Source organism: Streptomyces sp. STR69, assembly GCF_024519455.1.
Taxonomy (GTDB): Bacteria; Actinomycetota; Actinomycetes; order Streptomycetales; family Streptomycetaceae; genus Streptomyces.
Genome location: NZ_JALJRY010000004.1, coordinates 238490 through 255397, shown reverse-complemented (window position 1 = coordinate 255397; position 16908 = coordinate 238490). Strand labels below are relative to the sequence as shown.

Sequence of the window (16908 nt, the reverse complement as noted above, 5' to 3'; positions counted from 1 at the left end):
GCCGGAATGATGCCGCAGGCAGACCGCGGCCCGCACCGGCAAATCGAACGCCGGAGCGGGCCGAGGAGGGTCGGGTCAGGCGCTCGCGCGGGCCGCCATCCGGGCCTTGCGGTTTGCCAGCTTCTCGTCGAACTTCGAGGCCTCGGAGTCGAGGCCGCCCATGTAGAGGCCGATCTCCTCCTGGGCGCGCTGGCCCTCGGGGCCGAGACCGTCGATGTCCATGACCTTCAGGAAGCGCAGCACGGGCTGGATCACGTCGTCGTGGTGGATACGCAGGTTGTAGACCTCGCCGATGGCCATCTGGGCGGCGAACCGCTCGAAGCCGGGCATGCCGTGACCGGGCATCCGGAAGTTGACGAGGACGTCGCGCACGGCCTGCATGGTGAGGTCGGGGGCGAGCTCGAACGCGGCCTTCAGGAGGTTGCGGTAGAAGACCATGTGGAGGTTCTCGTCGGTCGCGATGCGGGCCAGCATGCGGTCGCAGACCGGGTCGCCCGACTGGTGGCCGGTGTTGCGGTGCGAGACGCGCGTGGCCAGCTCCTGGAAGGCGACGTACGCCACGGAGTGCAGCATCGAGTGCCGGTTGTCCGACTCGAAGCCCTCGCTCATGTGCTGCATGCGGAACGCTTCGAGCTTGTCCGGGTCGACCGCGCGGGAGGCGAGCAGGTAGTCCCGCATGACGATGCCGTGCCGGCCCTCCTCCGCCGTCCAGCGGTGCACCCAGGTGCCCCAGGCGCCGTCGCGGCCGAACAGGGAGGCGATCTCGTGGTGGTAGCTGGGGAGGTTGTCCTCGGTGAGGAGGTTCACCACGAGGGCGATGCGGCCGATCTCGGTGACCTTGGACTGCTCCTTGTCCCAGGCCTCGCCGTCCTCGAAGAAGCCGGGGAAGTTGCGGGCGTCGCTCCAGGGCACGTACTCGTGCGGCATCCAGTCCTTGGTGACCTTGAGGTGCCGGTTGAGTTCCTGCTCGACGACTTCTTCCAACGCGTACAGCAGCTTGGCGTCGGTCCAGACTGCGGGGCTGCCGAGGTGCGGGGAAGTGATCGTCACGGGGACTCCAGGGGGACGTGGTGCAAATCTGAACAAACCGGCGAGCGGTGCCGGGGGTCTGTGCAACTTACGGAATCGTAGGCTACGAAACCGTAGGTTACGAGAGCGTAGGTTAAGGGCGCTGTAAAGATCGCTGTTCAGGCCACGTTGCCGGGGAATCCCGAACAGTGCCAGGACCGCAGGTCCCGGCACCGAACGGGTGGTCCGGTCACCCGGTCAGGCGTACAGATCCCGGAGCCTGACCGAGAGGCACGTCACACAGCCTTCGAGTTTCTCGAACTCGCTGATGTCCACCACGACCGGCTCCAGACCGAGGTCGGCCAGCAGGTCGGCCGTCTTGGGCGCGCTCGCCGCCATCAGCAGCTTGTCGCCGCCGAGCTGCACCACATGCGCACCGGCCTCCTCGGGCACCGACAGGAAGCGCGGGAAGAGCGAGGGCCGGTCCACCTTGGGGATGTGTCCGAGCACCGTCCCGTCGGGCAGCGCGGTGACCGCCGACTTCAGATGCAGCACCTTGCTCACGGGCACGGCGACCACGCGCGCCCCGAGCGGCTCGAACACGGCCCGCAGCTGCTGCACACCGGCCGCGTTCGTCCGCCCGCCCCGGCCGACGTAGATCGTGTCGTCGATCTTGAGGACGTCGCCGCCCTCCAGGGTGCCCGGTTCCCAGACCCAGTTCACCGAGCAGCCGAGCCGGGCCACCGCCTCCTCGACCCCGCCGGTCTCCTCGCGCCGGGTCTCGGCGCCGGGCCGCGCGATCAGCGCCACGTTCTTGTACATGACGACCGTGTCCTCGACGAACACGGAGTCGGGGAAGTCGTCGGCGGGCTCCACCTCGATGGTCTCCCAGCCGTGCGTGCGCAGCGCCTGGACGTACGCCTCCCACTGCTCGACGGCTTGCTCGACGTCGACCTTCTCCCGCTCGATGTGCGTGACCAGCCCTTCGGCCAGGCGCGGGCTGGGGCGGCGGACGAGGGCCTTGTGGCTGGGCACGAGCGGGACTCCGTATCGGCGGGATCGTTTCGGCGCCGGCATCGCGGCACCGGTTGGCCATCATGCGTCACCCGTCCGTGCCGACAAAACCCCTGCCGTGAGGCTGTGGCCCTCCTGAGACTCGCCGCCCCGTCCTACACCAGGTGCTCCACCTCCTCCGGAGTGATCGTCCGCAGCTCCCCGTCCAGCAGCAGCCAGCGGGTGACACCGATGGACTCCAGGAACGGCAGATCGTGACTGGCCACGATCAACGCGCCCTCGTAGGACTCCAGCGCCGTGGTGAGTTGCCGCACACTCGCCATGTCGAGGTTGTTCGTCGGCTCGTCCAGCATCAGCAGCTGCGGGGCGGGCTCCGCCAGCATCAGCGCGGCCAGCGCGGCCCGGAAGCGCTCGCCGCCGGACAGCGTCGCCGCCTTCTGGTCGGCGCGGGCGCCCCGGAACAGGAAACGGGCGAGCCGGGCCCGGACCCGGTTGTTGGTGGCGGCCGGCGCGAACCGGGCCACGTTCTCGGCGACGGTCAGCTCGTCGTCGAGGACGTCGAGCCGCTGCGGCAGGAAGCGCAGCGGGACCTGCGCCGTCGCCTCGCCCGACACCGGCTCCAGTTCCCCGGCGATCGTGCGCAGCAGCGTCGTCTTGCCCGCGCCGTTGCGCCCGATCAACGCGATCCGCTCCGGCCCGCGCAGATCGAGCCCGCCGGCCACCCGCGCGCCGTAGGCGAGTTCGAGGTCCAGGAGGGTCAGGACCGTACGACCCGGCGGTACGGCCGTGTACGGCAGGTCGACGCGGATCTCGTCGTCGTCCCGTACGGCCTCCACCGCCTCGTCGAGCCGTTCCTTCGCCTCGGTGAGCCGCTCCTCGTGCAGGATGCGGTGCTTGCCGGCGGACTCCTGCGCCGACCGCCTGCGCGCCTGCATGACGATCTTCGGCTCGCGCTTCTGGTCGTACATCTTCTGCCCGTACCGCCTGCGGTGGGCCAACTTGACCTGGGCGTCGACCAGTTCGCGTTTCTGTTTGCGGAAGTCGGACTCGGCGACGCGCACCATCCGTTCGGCGGCGTCCTGTTCGACGGCGAGGGCCTCCTCGTAGGCGGAGAAGTTGCCGCCGTACCAGGTGATCCCGCCGGAGCGCAGATCGGCGATCTGGTCGACGAGGTCCAGGAGTTCGCGGTCGTGGCTGACCACGATCAGCACGCCCGGCCAGGACGCGACGGCCGAGTACAGCCGTCTGCGCGCGTACAGGTCGAGGTTGTTCGTCGGTTCGTCGAGGAGCAGGACGTCCGGCCGGCCCAGCAGCAGCGCGGCCAGCCGCAGCAGGACCGACTCGCCGCCGGACACCTCGCCGATGGTGCGGTCCAAGTCGATGTGTCCCAGGCCGAGTTCGCCGAGTGTGGCGAGGGCCCGTTCTTCTACGTCCCAGTCGTCGCCGAGCGTCTCGAAGTGCTCCTCGGACGCGTCACCCGCCTCGATGGCGTGCAGGGCGGCCCGGCGCGCGGCGATGCCGAGGGTCTCGTCGACGCGCAGGGAGGTGTCGAGCGTGACGTTCTGCGGGAGGTGGCCGACCTCGCCCGCGACCCGCACCGTGCCGTCGGCCGGGGCGAGTTCGCCCGCGATCAGCTTCAACAGGGTTGATTTTCCTGACCCGTTGACGCCGACGAGCCCGGTTCTGCCGGGTCCGAAGGCGACATCGAGGTCTTCGAGGACGGGGGTGCCGTCGGACCAGGCGAAGGAGAGGGACGTACAGGTGACGGAAGAACTCATGCGGGCCTCGCGGTTGCTCGGTGCGGTCAGGGCAGACGCGTTGCGAGACACCGCGGGGCGGGAGGCTGGTCCCGGAGGGCAGAGAGAAGGCCCTGTTCCGGAGGACGGCTCGGACGCCGAGGTCGAACACGACGGACACACCTCAGAGGTGTGTGACGCGGTGTCTCAGAACCTCAGACGAGCAACGTCCTTCTCCAATCGACGACAACAGGACCGGGAGAAACGCTACGGAGGGCCTCTGCCGCCTGTCAACGCAATTAAGAGGGCGCCTCCCGGCCGACACATCGATGTCGGATTCCTGCCAGCCGACGGGCATCCGCGGCTGCTTGAGTGGGCCGTATGACGAACCACAACACCCTTCGTGACCGGGCGCTGGCCTTCCACGCGCTGCATGTACCGGGGCGTCCGCTCGTCCTGCCGAACGCCTGGGACGCCGCCAGCGCCCGCCTCGTCGAGGACGCGGGCGCCGCCGCCGTGGCGACCACCAGCGCGGGCCTCGCCTGGGCCCTGGGCGTCCCGGACGGCGACCGGCTGGACCGGGGCCGGGCCCTGGAGGCGGTCGCCCGCATCACCTCGACCGTGACCGTGCCGGTGAGCGCCGACATCGAGAGCGGCTTCGCGAAGGACCCGGCGGGCGTCGCCGACACGGTCCGCGCGGTGCTCGCGGCGGGCGCGGTGGGGGTGAACATCGAGGACGCGCCCTACGGGGGTGAGGGCGTCCTGCGCTCGGTCGGGGAGCAGGCCGAGCGCATCGCCGCCGCCCGCGAGGCCGCCGACGCGGAGGGGGTGCCGCTGTTCGTCAACGCGCGCATCGACACGTTTCTGCGGGGCGCCGGGGGAGTGGACGCGACCCTGGAACGGGCCGCCGCGTTCCGGGCCGCGGGTGCGGACGGGATCTTCGTCCCCGGGGCCGTCGAGCCGGGAACGGTCAAGGAACTCGCCGACGGGATCGACGGTCCGCTCAATGTGCTGGTCGGCCCCGGCGCACCGCCGGTCGCCGAACTGGCCGCGCTGGGCGTGGCCCGGGTGAGCGCGGGCTCCAGCGTCGCCCTGGCCACCTACGCCGTGGTCCGCCGTGCCGCGCGGGAGCTGCTGGACACGGGTACCTACGACGCGGTCGTGGGGGGCCTGGGCTACGGCGAGCTGAACTCGCTGCTGGGCCGGGGGCAGTAGCTCAGCAGGCGTCCCGCATCAGCTCGGCGAGTTCGTGGTCCAGGTCGAGCTGGAGGTGTTCGAGACCGGCGGGCACCAGCTCGCCGGTGGCCCGCAGGAAGCGGCGGATCTCGGTCGAGCGGACGTGCACGACGGCGGTCCCCTCGGGGGCGTGGAACTCCAGGACGGTGCGGTCGAAGCCGTAGGGCCGCACGCGGACGTCGCCGTGGCCCTCGGCGCCGTGCAGACCGGCCGCCAGGAGTTCCCGGGCGAAGGTCCAGCAGACCTCGACGCCCTCCAGGGTGGCCGGTGCCGGGAAGGTCATCCGGACGGCGAAGGGGTCGCGCCGGTCGTAGTGCAGGGTGGCGGGAATGCTCGTCATCCGCGGTGCGGCGGCGACGAGACGGGCTTCTACGAGCTGCTCGATTGCGATGGACAACGCCTTGCTCCCTTGTGTGACGGCGGTGCGGACTGCGATGACGGCCGGACGGACTCCCGAAAAGACTCCGGAACGGACCTCCGAGTGGATGGGTCCGCACTGGAAGAGACGCCGGAACCAGCCAATCCGTGCACACGAATTTCTAGTGACCTCTGTCACCGCCGCCCATATGCGCCCAAGGCGGGCGCAGGCCATCTGGACGGCCTTCGGGGAGTGGGCTAGCTTCGCCCGCCATGAGGCGCATGGGGAACACGCGACGGGTGGGACGTACGTACCGGAGGACTGCGGCCGGGGTGATGTGCGCGGCGGCGCTGGCCCTGCTGACCGCGGTACCGGCGCAGGCACGGGAGACGGTGCACCGGGCTCCGCACTGGGAGCTCAAGGACAGCGGGGCCGCCGGTGTGCGCTTCCGGGGACTGTCGGCGGTCAGCCGGAACACCGCGTGGGTGGCCGGCACCGCGGGCACCGTGCTGCGCACCACCGACGGCGGGGCGAGCTGGCGGAACGTCTCGCCGTCCGGCGCGGCCGATCTGCAGTTCCGGGACATCGAGGCGTTCGACGCGCACCGCGCGGTGGTGCTGGCGATCGGCGAGGGCGAGGCGTCCCGCGTCTACCGCACCGACGACGGCGGGACGACCTGGACGGAGTCCTTCCGCAACACCGACGCGAACGCCTTCTACGACTGCATGACCTTCTTCGACAGCCGCCACGGCCTCGCGATGAGCGACCCGGTGGACGGGAAGTTCCGCATCCTGTCGACCGGCGACGGCGGCCGTTCCTGGAAGGTGCTGCCCAGCACCGGGATGCCGGCCGCGCTCGACGGCGAGGCGGGCTTCGCGGCCAGCGGCCAGTGCCTGGTGAGCTCCGGGCCCCGGGACGTGTGGCTGGCCACCGGCGGGGGTGCACGCGCGCGTGTCCTGCACTCCGCCGACCGCGGCCTCACCTGGACGGCGACCGACACCCCGATCCCGGCCGGCGACCCCGCGCGCGGTGTCTTCGCCCTCGCCTTCCGCGACCGTACGCACGGCCTCGCGGTCGGCGGCAACTACACCGCGGACCAGCCGTCACCGCTGGCGGCGGCCGTCACCGGCGACGGGGGCCGCACCTGGGCTCCCGCCACGACCCCGCCGCCCGCCTACCGCTCCGGCGTGACCTGGCTGCCCCACAGCCGCTCCACCGCCCTCGCGGTCGGCCCCACCGGCACGGACCTCACGACCGACGCCGGCCGCACCTGGAGGACCGTCGACACCGGCTCCTATGACACCGTGGACTGCGCGGCCGACCTGGGCTGCTGGGCGGCGGGGGAGAAGGGCCGCGTGGCCCGGCTGGAGGACTGACGGTTCATTGGTGGCGCGCCCCGCCGCCGAAGATCCCCGTACGCTCGGCACCACCATGACGACCGTACGCATTCCCGCGGGCTGGCCCGCGACCGAGGAGCAGGCCCGCGCCGTTCAGGACGAGTTGCGGGAGCGGGTGGTGACCGACGAACCGGGGCCGCCGCCAAGGACCGGGCATGTCACGGGAGTTGACGTCGCCTACGACGACGAGCGGGACGTCGTGGTGGCAGCGGCGGTCGTGCTGGACGCGGCGGACCTCACGGTCGTCGCCGAGGCCACCGCCGTCGGAGGCGTCTCCTTCCCGTACGTGCCGGGCCTGCTCGCCTTCCGTGAAATCCCCACGGTGCTGGCCGCGTTGGACGCCCTGCCCTGCCCGCCGGGCCTGGTCGTGTGCGACGGCTACGGCCTGGCCCACCCGCGCCGCTTCGGCCTCGCCAGCCACCTCGGCGTCCTCACCGGCCTGCCCACGATCGGCGTCGCGAAGAACCCCTTCACCTTCACCTACGACGACCCGGGCGTCCCGCGCGGATCCGCGTCCCCGCTCCGTGCGGACGCCGAGGAGGTCGGCCGCGCGCTGCGCACCCGCGAGGGCGTGAAGCCGGTCTTCGTCTCCGTCGGCCACCGGGTGACCCTGGACAACGCCTGTGCCCACACCCTCGCGTTGACCCCGGAGTACCGCCTCCCGGAGACGACCCGCAGGGCGGACGCGCTGTGCCGGCGGGCGCTGCGGGAGGCCACTGCCTGAGTACGTGCGGCGAGTTGGTTCTGAGTACCTGTTCTGAGTACTTGTACGGATGTGGCCGCGCCCGGGTGATCGGCAGGCTGTGCCGCATGACAACGCACCGTTCTCCGAAGCCCGTTGCCCACCCGAGCCAGCCGATCGAGCGTGCCGTCACGATCGCGCTGGTCCTGTCCGTGGCGGCGGGCCTCGCCTGGATCGGCGGAATGATCTACACGCTGTGGCCGTGAGCCTGGCTGGCGGGCGGGGGCGGAAAACAAACGAGCCCCACACCGCAACAATCGGTGTGGGGCTCGGACTTGAGCGCCGGGCAGGCCTTGCACCTGCATCTCCCCGCAGGAAGCGGGACATCTTTCCTTGGACGACCAACGCGTAACCAGGCTCCGGGTGTTCCGGCGACCGGCTCGTGATCAACTATAGCCCATCCTGGGCGGCGCTTCGAACTCCTCGAACGGCGGGGCCAGTTCAGGGCCCGATGCCGCGGGCGGGACGACAGCTCAACTCGTCCTGGAGGAAGGGCATCCGGTCGGTGTCGCTCTCCACGGCGTCTCCATGGCGTTCATCGTGGCATGGGGAGCCGGTTTCCTCACCGGGTCGCCGCCACCCGGAACGTGATGCCCGCGGCGCGGAGTCGCTCGATGAGGGCGTTGCCCATCGCGACCGCCGTCGTCACCTGGCCCGTGGTGGGCGGGAGTTCGTCGAGGGCCAGGGAGAGGGCCGCCTCCGCGAACATCTTCGCCGTCTCGTCGTAGCCGGGGTCGCCGCCCGCGACCTCGGTGAAGACGCGTCGGCCGCCGCCCTCGCCCACGAACTTCACGGAGAACCAGCTCTTCGCGCGCTTCTCCGGGCTCGGTCCGTCGCCCGGCTTGAGGCGGTCGGACAACCAGCGGCGGGCGGGCGGGAGTTGAGCGGCGGTGGCCAGTGCGCCGACCGCCGTGACACCGCCGAGCGCCACGGGAAGGTGCCGTACGGCCGCGTAGTGGCGGTAGCGGAAGTCGGGGCCGTAGCGGTCCAGGGCCTTGGCGGATCGTTGAACGATCTGCGGGTCGATGGTCGGCAAGGGCACCGCCCAGGAACCGACCTCCCCCGCGAACCGCGGTGCCCCGGAGGGCGCGGTGGCCCGGCGTCCCACCAGGCGCGGTTCGTGGCGTCGCCGGTCCCGCGCGGCGGCCAGCACCTGCCTGCCGCGCCCGAGTTGGGTCAGCGCCGTGGCGAACGTACCGCCGGAGAACATCGCGTCGGCGGTCACGAAGCCGTCCACCGTCAGGGGCACCCCCTCCGGCAGTTGTTGGACGGTGAAATACGCCCCGAGGTCGTGCGGGATCGAGTCGAAGCCGGCCGCGTGCACCAGGCGGGCGCCGGTCTCACGCGCGCGTGCGTCGTGGCGGACGTACGTCAGGTCGACGAACTCCGGCTCGCCGCTGAGGTCCAGATAGTCGGCGCCGGTGTCCGCGCAGGCGGCGACGAGGTCCTCGCCGTAGGTCACATAGGGGCCGACCGTCGTGGCCACCACGCGCGCGTGCTCGGCGAGTTCGCGCAAGGAGGCGGGGTCGGACACGTCGGCGCGCAGGACGCCCACCTTCGTGCCGCCTGGCAGCCGTTCGCGCAGCCGCTTCAGTTTCAGCTCGTCGCGGCCGGCGATCGCCCAGCGCAGGCCCTCGGGCGCGTGCGCGGCGAGGTACTCCGCGGTGAGCGCGCCGACGAAGCCCGTGGCTCCGAAGAGCACGATGTCGTAGGGACGGTCCGTCCTGTTCAGCCTGCTCATGACACTCCTGGGTCCCGCAGCCCGCGCCGCTGTCGGTGGCTGAGGCTAGCGTGAAGAGTGCGGAGCCCGACGACGAGCCCGGAGGTATGCAGGTGGCCGTGCCCAGGAACGCCCTGAAGAAGTGGGCGAAAGTACGTGAGTTCGCCCTCGGGCTGCCGGGTGTCGTCGAGGCCGCGCGGCGGAGCCGCGTATCGGTACTGCCCCTGGGGCGAGAGCGTCGCGAAGGTCAACAAGAAGGTGTTCGTCTTCCGGCTGGGTGGAGGAGAGCTACCGCGCGATCGCCCCGAAGCGTCTGACGGCCGAACTGGACGCGGACGGCCGTGGCCAGGGGTGGCCGACGGCGGTACTTTGACTAAGCGCTTGCTCGTCATGGGCTTGTGTCGAGTGGAACACGTTCTTAGCATCATCGGTGTTACATCAGTTGTGTCACAGCTGGGGGCTGGATGACAGCGGCAACGACGCCCGGGCACGGCCCGCTCTCCGGCGTGCGCGTGGTCGAGCTGGCCGGGATCGGCCCCGGCCCCTTCGCGGCCATGCTCCTCGCCGACCTCGGCGCCGACGTCGTCCGCGTCGACCGGCCCGGCGGGCCCGGACTCGGTGTCGCCCCCGAGCGCGACGTCACCAACCGCAACAAACGCTCGGTCCTCGTCGACCTGAAGGCCCCCGAGGGCCCCGCGCGCGTCCTCGACCTGGTCGAACGCGCCGACATCCTGATCGAGGGCAACCGCCCCGGCGTCACCGAACGCCTCGGCGTCGGTCCCGAGGCCTGCCACGCCCGCAACCCCCGGCTCGTCTACGGCCGTATGACCGGCTGGGGCCAGGACGGCCCGCTCGCCCAGCGCGCCGGGCACGACATCGCGTACATCGCGCTGACCGGGACCCTCGGCATGATCGGCAGCCCGGGGGAGCCCCCGCCCGCGCCCGCCAACCTGCTCGGCGACTACGCGGGCGGCTCGCTCTACCTCGTCGTCGGCGTCCTCGCCGCACTGCACCACGCGCGCGTGACGGGCACCGGCCAGGTCGTCGACGCCGCCATCGTCGACGGCACCGCCCACCTCTCCGCGATGATCCACGGCATGCTCGCCGCCGGCGGCTGGCAGGACCGGCGCGCCGCCAACCTCCTCGACGGCGGCTGCCCGTACTACGGCACCTACGAGACCGGCGACGGCAAGCACATGGCGGTGGGCGCGCTGGAACCGCGGTTCTACGACGAGTTCACGCGCCTGCTCGACCTCGCCGACTTCGCCGACGCCCGCCGGGACTGGACCCGTTGGGGCGAACTGCGCGAGGCGGTCGCGGCCCGCTTCCGGAGCCGCACGCGAGACGAGTGGAGTGTCGTCTTCGAGGGGACGGACGCGTGCGTGGCGCCCGTGCTGTCGCTCCGCGAGGCCCCGAAGCATCCGCATCTCGCGGCGCGCGGGACCTTCACCGAGCACGGCGGGATCACCCAGCCCGCCCCCGCGCCCCGGTTCTCCGAAACGCCCACCTCGGTGCGCGGCGGGCCCGCCCTGCCGGGCGCCGACACCTCGGACGTGGCCCGTGACTGGGACGTCCCCCGGCTTGCCGACGTCGTTGAGGACTCCGGTCGGGGAACATCTCGACGCGTCCTCGAAAACCCTCAGTGAAAGGCTTGGCAGTGAGCACCGAAGCGTATGTCTACGACGCGATCCGCACCCCGCGCGGGCGCGGCAAGGCGAACGGATCCCTGCACGGCACGAAGCCCATCGACCTGGTCGTCGGACTCATCCACGAGATCCGCGACCGCTTCCCGGACCTGGACCCGGCCGCGATCGACGACATCGTGCTCGGCGTCGTCGGCCCGGTCGGCGACCAGGGCTCCGACATCGCCCGGATCGCCGCCGTGGCCGCCGGACTCCCGGACACGGTGGCCGGAGTGCAGGAGAACCGCTTCTGTGCCTCGGGTCTCGAAGCCGTCAACATGGCCGCCGCGAAGGTGCGTTCGGGCTGGGAGGACCTCGTCCTCGCCGGTGGCGTCGAGTCCATGTCCCGGGTGCCGATGGCCTCGGACGGCGGCGCCTGGTTCAACGACCCGATGACGAACCTCGCCGTCAACTTCGTGCCCCAGGGCATCGGCGCCGACCTGATCGCCACGATCGAGGGATTCTCGCGGCGCGATGTGGACGAGTACGCGGCGCTCTCGCAGGAGCGGGCGGCCACCGCCTGGAAGGAGGGCCGCTTCGAGCGGTCCGTCGTCCCGGTGCGCGACCGCAGCGGGCTTGTCGTCCTCGACCACGACGAACACCTGCGCCCCGGCACCACCGCCGACTCCCTCGCCCGGCTGAAGCCGTCCTTCGCGGACATCGGGGAACTCGGCGGCTTCGACGCCGTGGCCCTGCAGAAGTACCACTGGGTCGAGAAGATCGACCACGTCCACCACGCGGGCAACTCCTCCGGCATCGTCGACGGCGCCTCCCTCGTCGCCATCGGCTCCAAGGAGGTCGGCGAGCGCTACGGCCTCACCCCGCGCGCGCGGATCGTCTCCGCCGCAGTCTCCGGCTCCGAGCCGACCATCATGCTCACCGGGCCCGCCCCGGCCACCCGCAAGGCCCTAGCCAAGGCCGGCCTGACCATCGACGACATCGACCTCGTCGAGATCAACGAGGCGTTCGCCGCGGTCGTCCTGCGCTTCGTCCGCGACATGGGCCTGTCCCTGGACAAGGTCAACGTCAACGGCGGCGCCATCGCGCTCGGCCACCCGCTCGGCGCCACCGGCGCGATCATCCTCGGCACGCTCGTCGACGAACTGGAGCGCCAGGACAAGCGCTACGGCCTCGCCACACTGTGCGTCGGCGGCGGCATGGGCATCGCGACGATCGTCGAGCGCCTCTGAGACCCCGGCGGCCGGCAGCGCTGTCTGCGGCCACCCGAGGCTTCCGCGGCGACCAGAGACTTCTACGGAGAACCCCCTCATGACCGAGAGCACCACCATCCGCTGGGAACAGGACGACACCGGCGTCGTCACCCTCGTCCTCGACGACCCCGACCAGTCCGCCAACACCATGAACGCGGCCTTCCGCGCCTCCCTCGCCGCGGTCACCGACCGCCTGGAGGCCGAGCAGGAGTCCATCCGCGGCATCATCGTCACCTCCGCCAAGAAGACCTTCTTCGCGGGCGGCGACCTGCGCGACCTGATCCGTGTCACCCCGGACACCGCACAGGAACTGCTCGACGGCGGCCTCGCCATCAAACGCAACCTGCGCCGCATCGAGACCCTCGGCAAGCCGGTCGTCGCCGCGCTCAACGGCGCTGCCCTGGGCGGCGGTTACGAACTCGCCCTCGCCTGCCACCACCGCGTCGCCCTCGACGCGCCCGGCTCGAAGATCGGCTGCCCGGAGGTCACCCTCGGGCTGCTCCCCGGAGGCGGCGGAGTCGTCCGCACGGTACGGCTGCTGGGCATCACCGACGCCCTGCTGAAGGTGCTGCTCCAGGGCACCCAGTACAGCCCGCGGCGCGCTCTCGACAACGGCCTCATCCACGAAGTGGCCGCCACGCCGGACGAGTTGATCGCCAAGGCCCGCGCCTTCATCGACGCCAACCCGCAGTCGCAGCAGCCCTGGGACAAGCCCGGCTACCGCATCCCCGGCGGCACCCCCGCCAACCCGAAGTTCGCGGCCAACCTGCCCGCCTTCCCCGCCAGCCTGCGCAAGCAGACCAACGGCGCCCCCTACCCCGCCCCGCGCAACATCCTCGCCGCCGCCGTCGAGGGCGCCCAGGTCGACTTCGAGACCGCCCAGCTCATCGAGGCCCGCTACTTCGTCGAGCTGGCGGCCGGGCAGACCTCGAAGAACATGATCCAGGCGTTCTTCTTCGACCTCCAGGCCGTCAACTCCGGCGCCAACCGCCCCAAGGGCATCGAGCCGCGCCCGGTCCGCAGGGTCGCCGTCCTCGGCGCCGGGATGATGGGCGCCGGCATCGCCTACTCGTGCGCCCGCGCGGGCATCGACGTCGTCCTGAAGGACGTGACTCCGGAGGCGGCGGCCAAGGGCAAGGCCTACTCCGAGAAGCTCTGCGCCAAGGCCGTCTCGCGCGGTCGCAGTACCCAGGAGAAGGCGGACGCGCTGCTCGCCCGCATCACCCCCACCGCCGACCCGCAGCAACTCGCGGGCTGCGACGCGGTGATCGAGGCCGTCTTCGAGGACACCTCCCTCAAGCACAAGGTGTTCCAGGAGATCCAGCACATCGTCGAGCCCGACGCGCTGCTCTGCTCCAACACCTCCACCCTGCCCATCACCGTCCTCGCCGAGGGTGTCGAGCGCCAGGCCGACTTCGTCGGGCTGCACTTCTTCTCGCCCGTCGACAAGATGCCCCTCGTCGAGATCATCAAGGGCGAGCGCACCGGCGACGAGGCCCTCGCGCGGGCCTTCGACCTGGTCCGGCAGATCAAGAAGACGCCGATCGTCGTCAACGACTCGCGCGGCTTCTTCACCTCACGGGTGATCGGGCAGTTCATCAACGAGGGTGTCGCGATGGTCGGCGAGGGCATCGAGCCCGCGTCGATCGAGCAGGCCGCCGCACAGGCGGGCTACCCGGCCAAGGTCCTTTCCCTGATGGACGAGTTGACGCTCACGCTCCCGCGCAAGATCCGCAACGAGTCCAGGCGGGCCGTCGAAGAGGCGGGCGGCACCTGGCCCGGTCACCCCGCCGAGGCCGTCATCGACCGCATGGTCGACGAGTTCGGCCGCACCGGGCGCAGCGGCGGCGCGGGCTTCTACGACTACGGCGACGACGGCAGGCGCGCCGGTCTCTGGCCGGGCCTGCGCGAGCACTTCACCCGCGAGGGCGCCGAGATCCCCTTCACGGACATGCAGGAACGCATGCTGTTCTCCGAGGCGCTCGACACGGTCAAGCTCCTTGAGGAGGGCGTCCTGACATCCGTCGCGGACGCCAACATCGGGTCCATCTTCGGCATCGGGTTCCCCGGCTGGACCGGCGGTGTGCTCCAGTACATCAACGGCTACGAGGGCGGCCTGCCCGGCTTCGTGGCACGCGCGCGTGCGCTCGCCGAGCGCTACGGGGAGCGGTTCACCCCGCCCGCGCTGCTCGTGGAGAAGGCCGAGAAGGGCGAGCGGTTCAGCGATGCGCGCTGACGTGTCGACGTATCGCTGAGCGACACGCTGCACTTGCCTCGCGGGGACGGGACCCCGACGCTGACCGGCGAACCGGTCACCGGTCCCGTCCCCCGAGGAGCCCCCATGGGTCACCGCCCCGCCCTCGCCTTCCTCGACATCCTGCGCGGCGAGGGCGTGGACCGGATCTTCGGCAACCCCGGCACCACCGAACTCCCGTTCCTCGCCGCCCTGTCGGAGGCCGAGAACGCCCCCGAGTACGTCCTCGGCGTCCACGAGGGCGCCGTCGTCTCCATGGCCGACGGCTACGCCCGCGGCACCGGCCGCCCCGCGTTCGTCAGCCTGCACATCGCCGCCGGACTCGCCAACGGCCTCATCGGCCTCCTCAACGCCCGCCGTTCGCGCACCCCGCTCGTCGTCACGGCCGGCCAGCAGGACCGCCGCCACCTCCAGCAGGACCCCATGCTCTCCGGCGACCTCCTCGGCCTCGCACGGCCCGCGGCCAAGGCGACGTACGACATCCAGCACGTCCGCGACCTGCCCCTCGCCCTGCGCCGCGCCTTCGCGCAGGCCCAACGGCCGCCCGCCGGGCCGGTGTTCCTGTCCCTGCCCATGGACCTGCTCGCCGAGGACATCGAGGTAGAGGTCCCCGCCCGCACCACACCGCCCCGGCCGGGGCCCGCCGCCGGGCTCGACCGGGCCGCCGTGCTGCTCGGCGGCGCCGCCCGCCCCGCGATCGTCGCCGGGGACGGAGTGGGCCGCGAGGACGCGGTGGCCGCGCTCGTCCGTACCGCCGAGGCCTGCGGCGCGACCGTCCACCACCAGCCGATGGCCGACTGCCTCAACTTCCCCGCCACGCACCCCCTCTACGCCGGGATGCTGCCGCCCCGCCACGACGCGATCCGGGCCGCCCTCGCGCCGTACGACACCGTCCTGATCGTCGGCGCCCACGCCTTCACCCCCCACCACTACAGCCCCGGGCCCGCCCTGCCGCCCGGCATCACCGTCGTCCAACTCGACTCGGACGCCGAGGAGATCGGCCGCAACTTCCCCGCCGACGCGGGTCTCGTCGGCTCCCTCGCGCCCTCGCTCCACCGGCTCGCCGAGCTGCTGCGCGAACAGGTCCCGGACCACACCGCGAAGGCCCGCGTCCTGCGCGCCGGCGAACGGCACACCGCCGAGCGGGCCCGCGCCGAGTCCGCCGCCCGCGCCGCCTACTCGGCGGCACCTCTCGCGCCCTGGGCCGCCGCCCACGCCGTCGCCCGCGGACTGCCGCCGGACGCCGTGGTCGTCGAAGAGGCCATCACCGTGGGCCTGTTGCTCCGTCGGCTGCTACGACTCGACCGCCCCGGCAGCTACACCCACACCGTCGGCGGCGGCCTCGGCTGGGGCATCGGCGCCGCCGTCGGCCGCTCGCTCGCCGACCCCGCCCGGCCGGTCGTCTCGGTCCTCGGGGACGGCTGCGCGCTGTTCGGACTCCAGGGGCTGTGGAGCGCGGCGCGGCAGCAAGTGCCGGTGCTGTTCGTCGTGATGGGCAACGGCGGCTACCGCACCCTCCAGGACACCTACAACGCGATGGGCGGCAAGGGGAGTTGCCCCGGCACCGAACTCGGCGCCCTGGACTTCACCGTGGCCGCGCACTTCTTCGGGGTCGACGCGGTACGAGCGGAGAGCGCGGACCACCTGCGTGAACTGGTCGCCGGGGTCAGCGGGTTGACGCGCCCGATGCTCGTCGACGTACCGCTGCGCACCTCGTAGAGATACCGCTTCGATTGCGGTCGCGACTCACCGTGACCCACACCTTGTCACCCGTGCGCGGAAGCGACCACCATCGGTCCATGACGGACGGGCCGCTGCCGAAGTCGGTGCTCGCACGCGGGGTGTTGCTGCTCCGCGCCTGCGGCGACGCGGGGACCGCGCTCTCCCTCGCCGAACTGGCCGTACGCACCGGGCTGCCCAAGCCCACCGCGCACCGGCTGATCGGCGAACTCGTCCGGCTCGGCCTCGTCGAGCGCATGACGGACGGCAGCTACCGCATCGGGCTCGCCCTCTTCGTCCTCGGCCAGTCCTCCCCGTCCGTACGGGAGTTGCGGGACGTGGCGCTGCCCTATCTGGGCGATCTGCACGAGGCGACCCACGAGAACGTGCACCTGGCCGTCCCGGACGGCACCGACACCCTCTTCCTGGAGAAGATCACCGGCCGCCGCGCCACCCCGATCGTCTCCCGCACCGGCGGCCGACTGCCCGCCCACTGCACCGCCACCGGCAAGGTCTTCCTCGCCCAGGACCCCCGCCCGCCCCGCCGCACCCTGCCCCGCCTCACCCCGCGCACCCTGGTCCTCCCGGGCCAGCTCGCCCGCGACCTCGCCCTCACCCGGGCCCGCGGCTACGGCGTCAACCTGGAGGAGGCCGAGGTCGGCATCTCGGCGGTCGCGGCCCCCGTCTACGCCTCCGACCGCGGCTCCCGCCCGATCGCCGCGATCTCCGTCACCGGCGGCACCCGCCGCCTGGACGTGGACCGCATCGGGGCCCGGCTGTGCGCTGCGGCGCGGGCGATCACACGGAGCCTGTCGGTCTGACGCGGCCACC

Annotated in this window: 14 protein-coding genes; 9 read left to right on the top strand and 5 right to left on the bottom strand. The window is 71.9% G+C overall.

What is annotated here, in order from left to right:
- Positions 1-75: 75 nt before the first annotated feature.
- From OC490_RS09575 to OC490_RS09565, 3 genes are all read right to left on the bottom strand, one after another.
- Entirely contained in the window at positions 76-1050 is a 975-nt protein-coding gene (locus tag OC490_RS09575; RefSeq protein ID WP_262057406.1) for an acyl-ACP desaturase, read from the bottom strand.
- A 216-nt stretch (positions 1051-1266) separates the two neighbouring features.
- A complete protein-coding gene (gene ddaH / locus OC490_RS09570) occupies positions 1267-2043 on the bottom strand; it encodes a dimethylargininase (protein WP_262057405.1) in 777 nt (258 codons plus the stop codon).
- Between the two features lie 134 nt (positions 2044-2177).
- Positions 2178-3800: an ABC-F family ATP-binding cassette domain-containing protein gene (locus tag OC490_RS09565; protein ID WP_262057404.1), complete on the bottom strand. Its 1623-nt coding sequence runs from the start codon at positions 3798-3800 to the stop codon at positions 2178-2180.
- A 339-nt stretch (positions 3801-4139) separates the two neighbouring features.
- Here OC490_RS09565 and OC490_RS09560 point away from each other — a divergent pair, with 339 nt between their 5' ends.
- Positions 4140-4973, top strand: coding sequence for an isocitrate lyase/phosphoenolpyruvate mutase family protein (locus tag OC490_RS09560; protein ID WP_262057403.1), 834 nt, complete (start codon positions 4140-4142; stop codon positions 4971-4973).
- A gap of 1 nt (position 4974) precedes the next feature.
- On the opposite strand, the gene OC490_RS09555 is transcribed toward OC490_RS09560, so the two are convergent.
- The gene (locus tag OC490_RS09555) at positions 4975-5391 is read right to left on the bottom strand and encodes an SsgA family sporulation/cell division regulator (RefSeq protein WP_262057402.1); all 417 of its coding nucleotides are present in this window, start codon (positions 5389-5391) and stop codon (positions 4975-4977) included.
- Positions 5392-5633: 242 nt separating this feature from the next.
- Here OC490_RS09555 and OC490_RS09550 point away from each other — a divergent pair, with 242 nt between their 5' ends.
- From OC490_RS09550 to mmpA, 3 genes are all read left to right on the top strand, one after another.
- Complete coding sequence (locus OC490_RS09550) at positions 5634-6728, top strand: WD40/YVTN/BNR-like repeat-containing protein (RefSeq protein ID WP_410098600.1); 1095 nt, start codon at positions 5634-5636, stop codon at positions 6726-6728.
- A gap of 55 nt (positions 6729-6783) precedes the next feature.
- Positions 6784-7473: an endonuclease V gene (locus OC490_RS09545; protein ID WP_262057401.1), complete on the top strand. Its 690-nt coding sequence runs from the start codon at positions 6784-6786 to the stop codon at positions 7471-7473.
- 86 nt (positions 7474-7559) lie between these two features.
- A complete protein-coding gene (gene mmpA, locus OC490_RS09540) occupies positions 7560-7697 on the top strand; it encodes a morphogenic membrane protein MmpA (RefSeq protein WP_200709604.1) in 138 nt (45 codons plus the stop codon).
- A gap of 356 nt (positions 7698-8053) precedes the next feature.
- Here the strand turns inward: mmpA and OC490_RS09535 are convergent, their stop codons facing one another.
- Complete coding sequence (locus OC490_RS09535; RefSeq protein ID WP_262057400.1) at positions 8054-9232, bottom strand: saccharopine dehydrogenase family protein; 1179 nt, start codon at positions 9230-9232, stop codon at positions 8054-8056.
- 443 nt (positions 9233-9675) lie between these two features.
- Here OC490_RS09535 and OC490_RS09525 point away from each other — a divergent pair, with 443 nt between their 5' ends.
- The 5 genes from OC490_RS09525 to OC490_RS09505 all read left to right on the top strand — a co-directional run bounded on the left by OC490_RS09525 (position 9676) and on the right by OC490_RS09505 (position 16898).
- Positions 9676-10857 (top strand): CaiB/BaiF CoA transferase family protein, encoded by a 1182-nt coding sequence (locus OC490_RS09525; RefSeq protein ID WP_262057399.1) that lies wholly within the window; start codon positions 9676-9678, stop codon positions 10855-10857.
- Positions 10858-10868: 11 nt separating this feature from the next.
- Positions 10869-12083 (top strand): acetyl-CoA C-acetyltransferase, encoded by a 1215-nt coding sequence (locus tag OC490_RS09520; RefSeq protein WP_262057398.1) that lies wholly within the window; start codon positions 10869-10871, stop codon positions 12081-12083.
- A gap of 79 nt (positions 12084-12162) precedes the next feature.
- A complete protein-coding gene (locus OC490_RS09515; protein WP_262057397.1) occupies positions 12163-14340 on the top strand; it encodes a 3-hydroxyacyl-CoA dehydrogenase NAD-binding domain-containing protein in 2178 nt (725 codons plus the stop codon).
- Positions 14341-14445: 105 nt separating this feature from the next.
- Positions 14446-16077: a thiamine pyrophosphate-binding protein gene (locus OC490_RS09510; protein ID WP_262057396.1), complete on the top strand. Its 1632-nt coding sequence runs from the start codon at positions 14446-14448 to the stop codon at positions 16075-16077.
- A gap of 80 nt (positions 16078-16157) precedes the next feature.
- Positions 16158-16898 carry an IclR family transcriptional regulator gene (locus OC490_RS09505; RefSeq protein ID WP_262057395.1) on the top strand — a complete coding sequence of 247 codons (741 nt, stop codon included), beginning with the start codon at positions 16158-16160 and terminating at the stop codon, positions 16896-16898.
- Positions 16899-16908: the final 10 nt, after the last annotated feature.

Coding starts and splice junctions, on each gene's coding strand:
- OC490_RS09565 (WP_262057404.1), bottom strand. CDS start 3,800: ATGAGTTCTTCCGTCACCTGTACGTCCCTCTCCTTCGCCTGGTCCGAC.
- mmpA (WP_200709604.1), top strand. CDS start 7,560: ATGACAACGCACCGTTCTCCGAAGCCCGTTGCCCACCCGAGCCAGCCG.
- OC490_RS09515 (WP_262057397.1), top strand. CDS start 12,163: ATGACCGAGAGCACCACCATCCGCTGGGAACAGGACGACACCGGCGTC.
- OC490_RS09535 (WP_262057400.1), bottom strand. CDS start 9,232: ATGAGCAGGCTGAACAGGACGGACCGTCCCTACGACATCGTGCTCTTC.
- OC490_RS09510 (WP_262057396.1), top strand. CDS start 14,446: ATGGGTCACCGCCCCGCCCTCGCCTTCCTCGACATCCTGCGCGGCGAG.
- OC490_RS09560 (WP_262057403.1), top strand. CDS start 4,140: ATGACGAACCACAACACCCTTCGTGACCGGGCGCTGGCCTTCCACGCG.
- OC490_RS09550 (WP_410098600.1), top strand. CDS start 5,634: ATGGGGAACACGCGACGGGTGGGACGTACGTACCGGAGGACTGCGGCC.
- OC490_RS09525 (WP_262057399.1), top strand. CDS start 9,676: ATGACAGCGGCAACGACGCCCGGGCACGGCCCGCTCTCCGGCGTGCGC.
- OC490_RS09545 (WP_262057401.1), top strand. CDS start 6,784: ATGACGACCGTACGCATTCCCGCGGGCTGGCCCGCGACCGAGGAGCAG.
- OC490_RS09505 (WP_262057395.1), top strand. CDS start 16,158: ATGACGGACGGGCCGCTGCCGAAGTCGGTGCTCGCACGCGGGGTGTTG.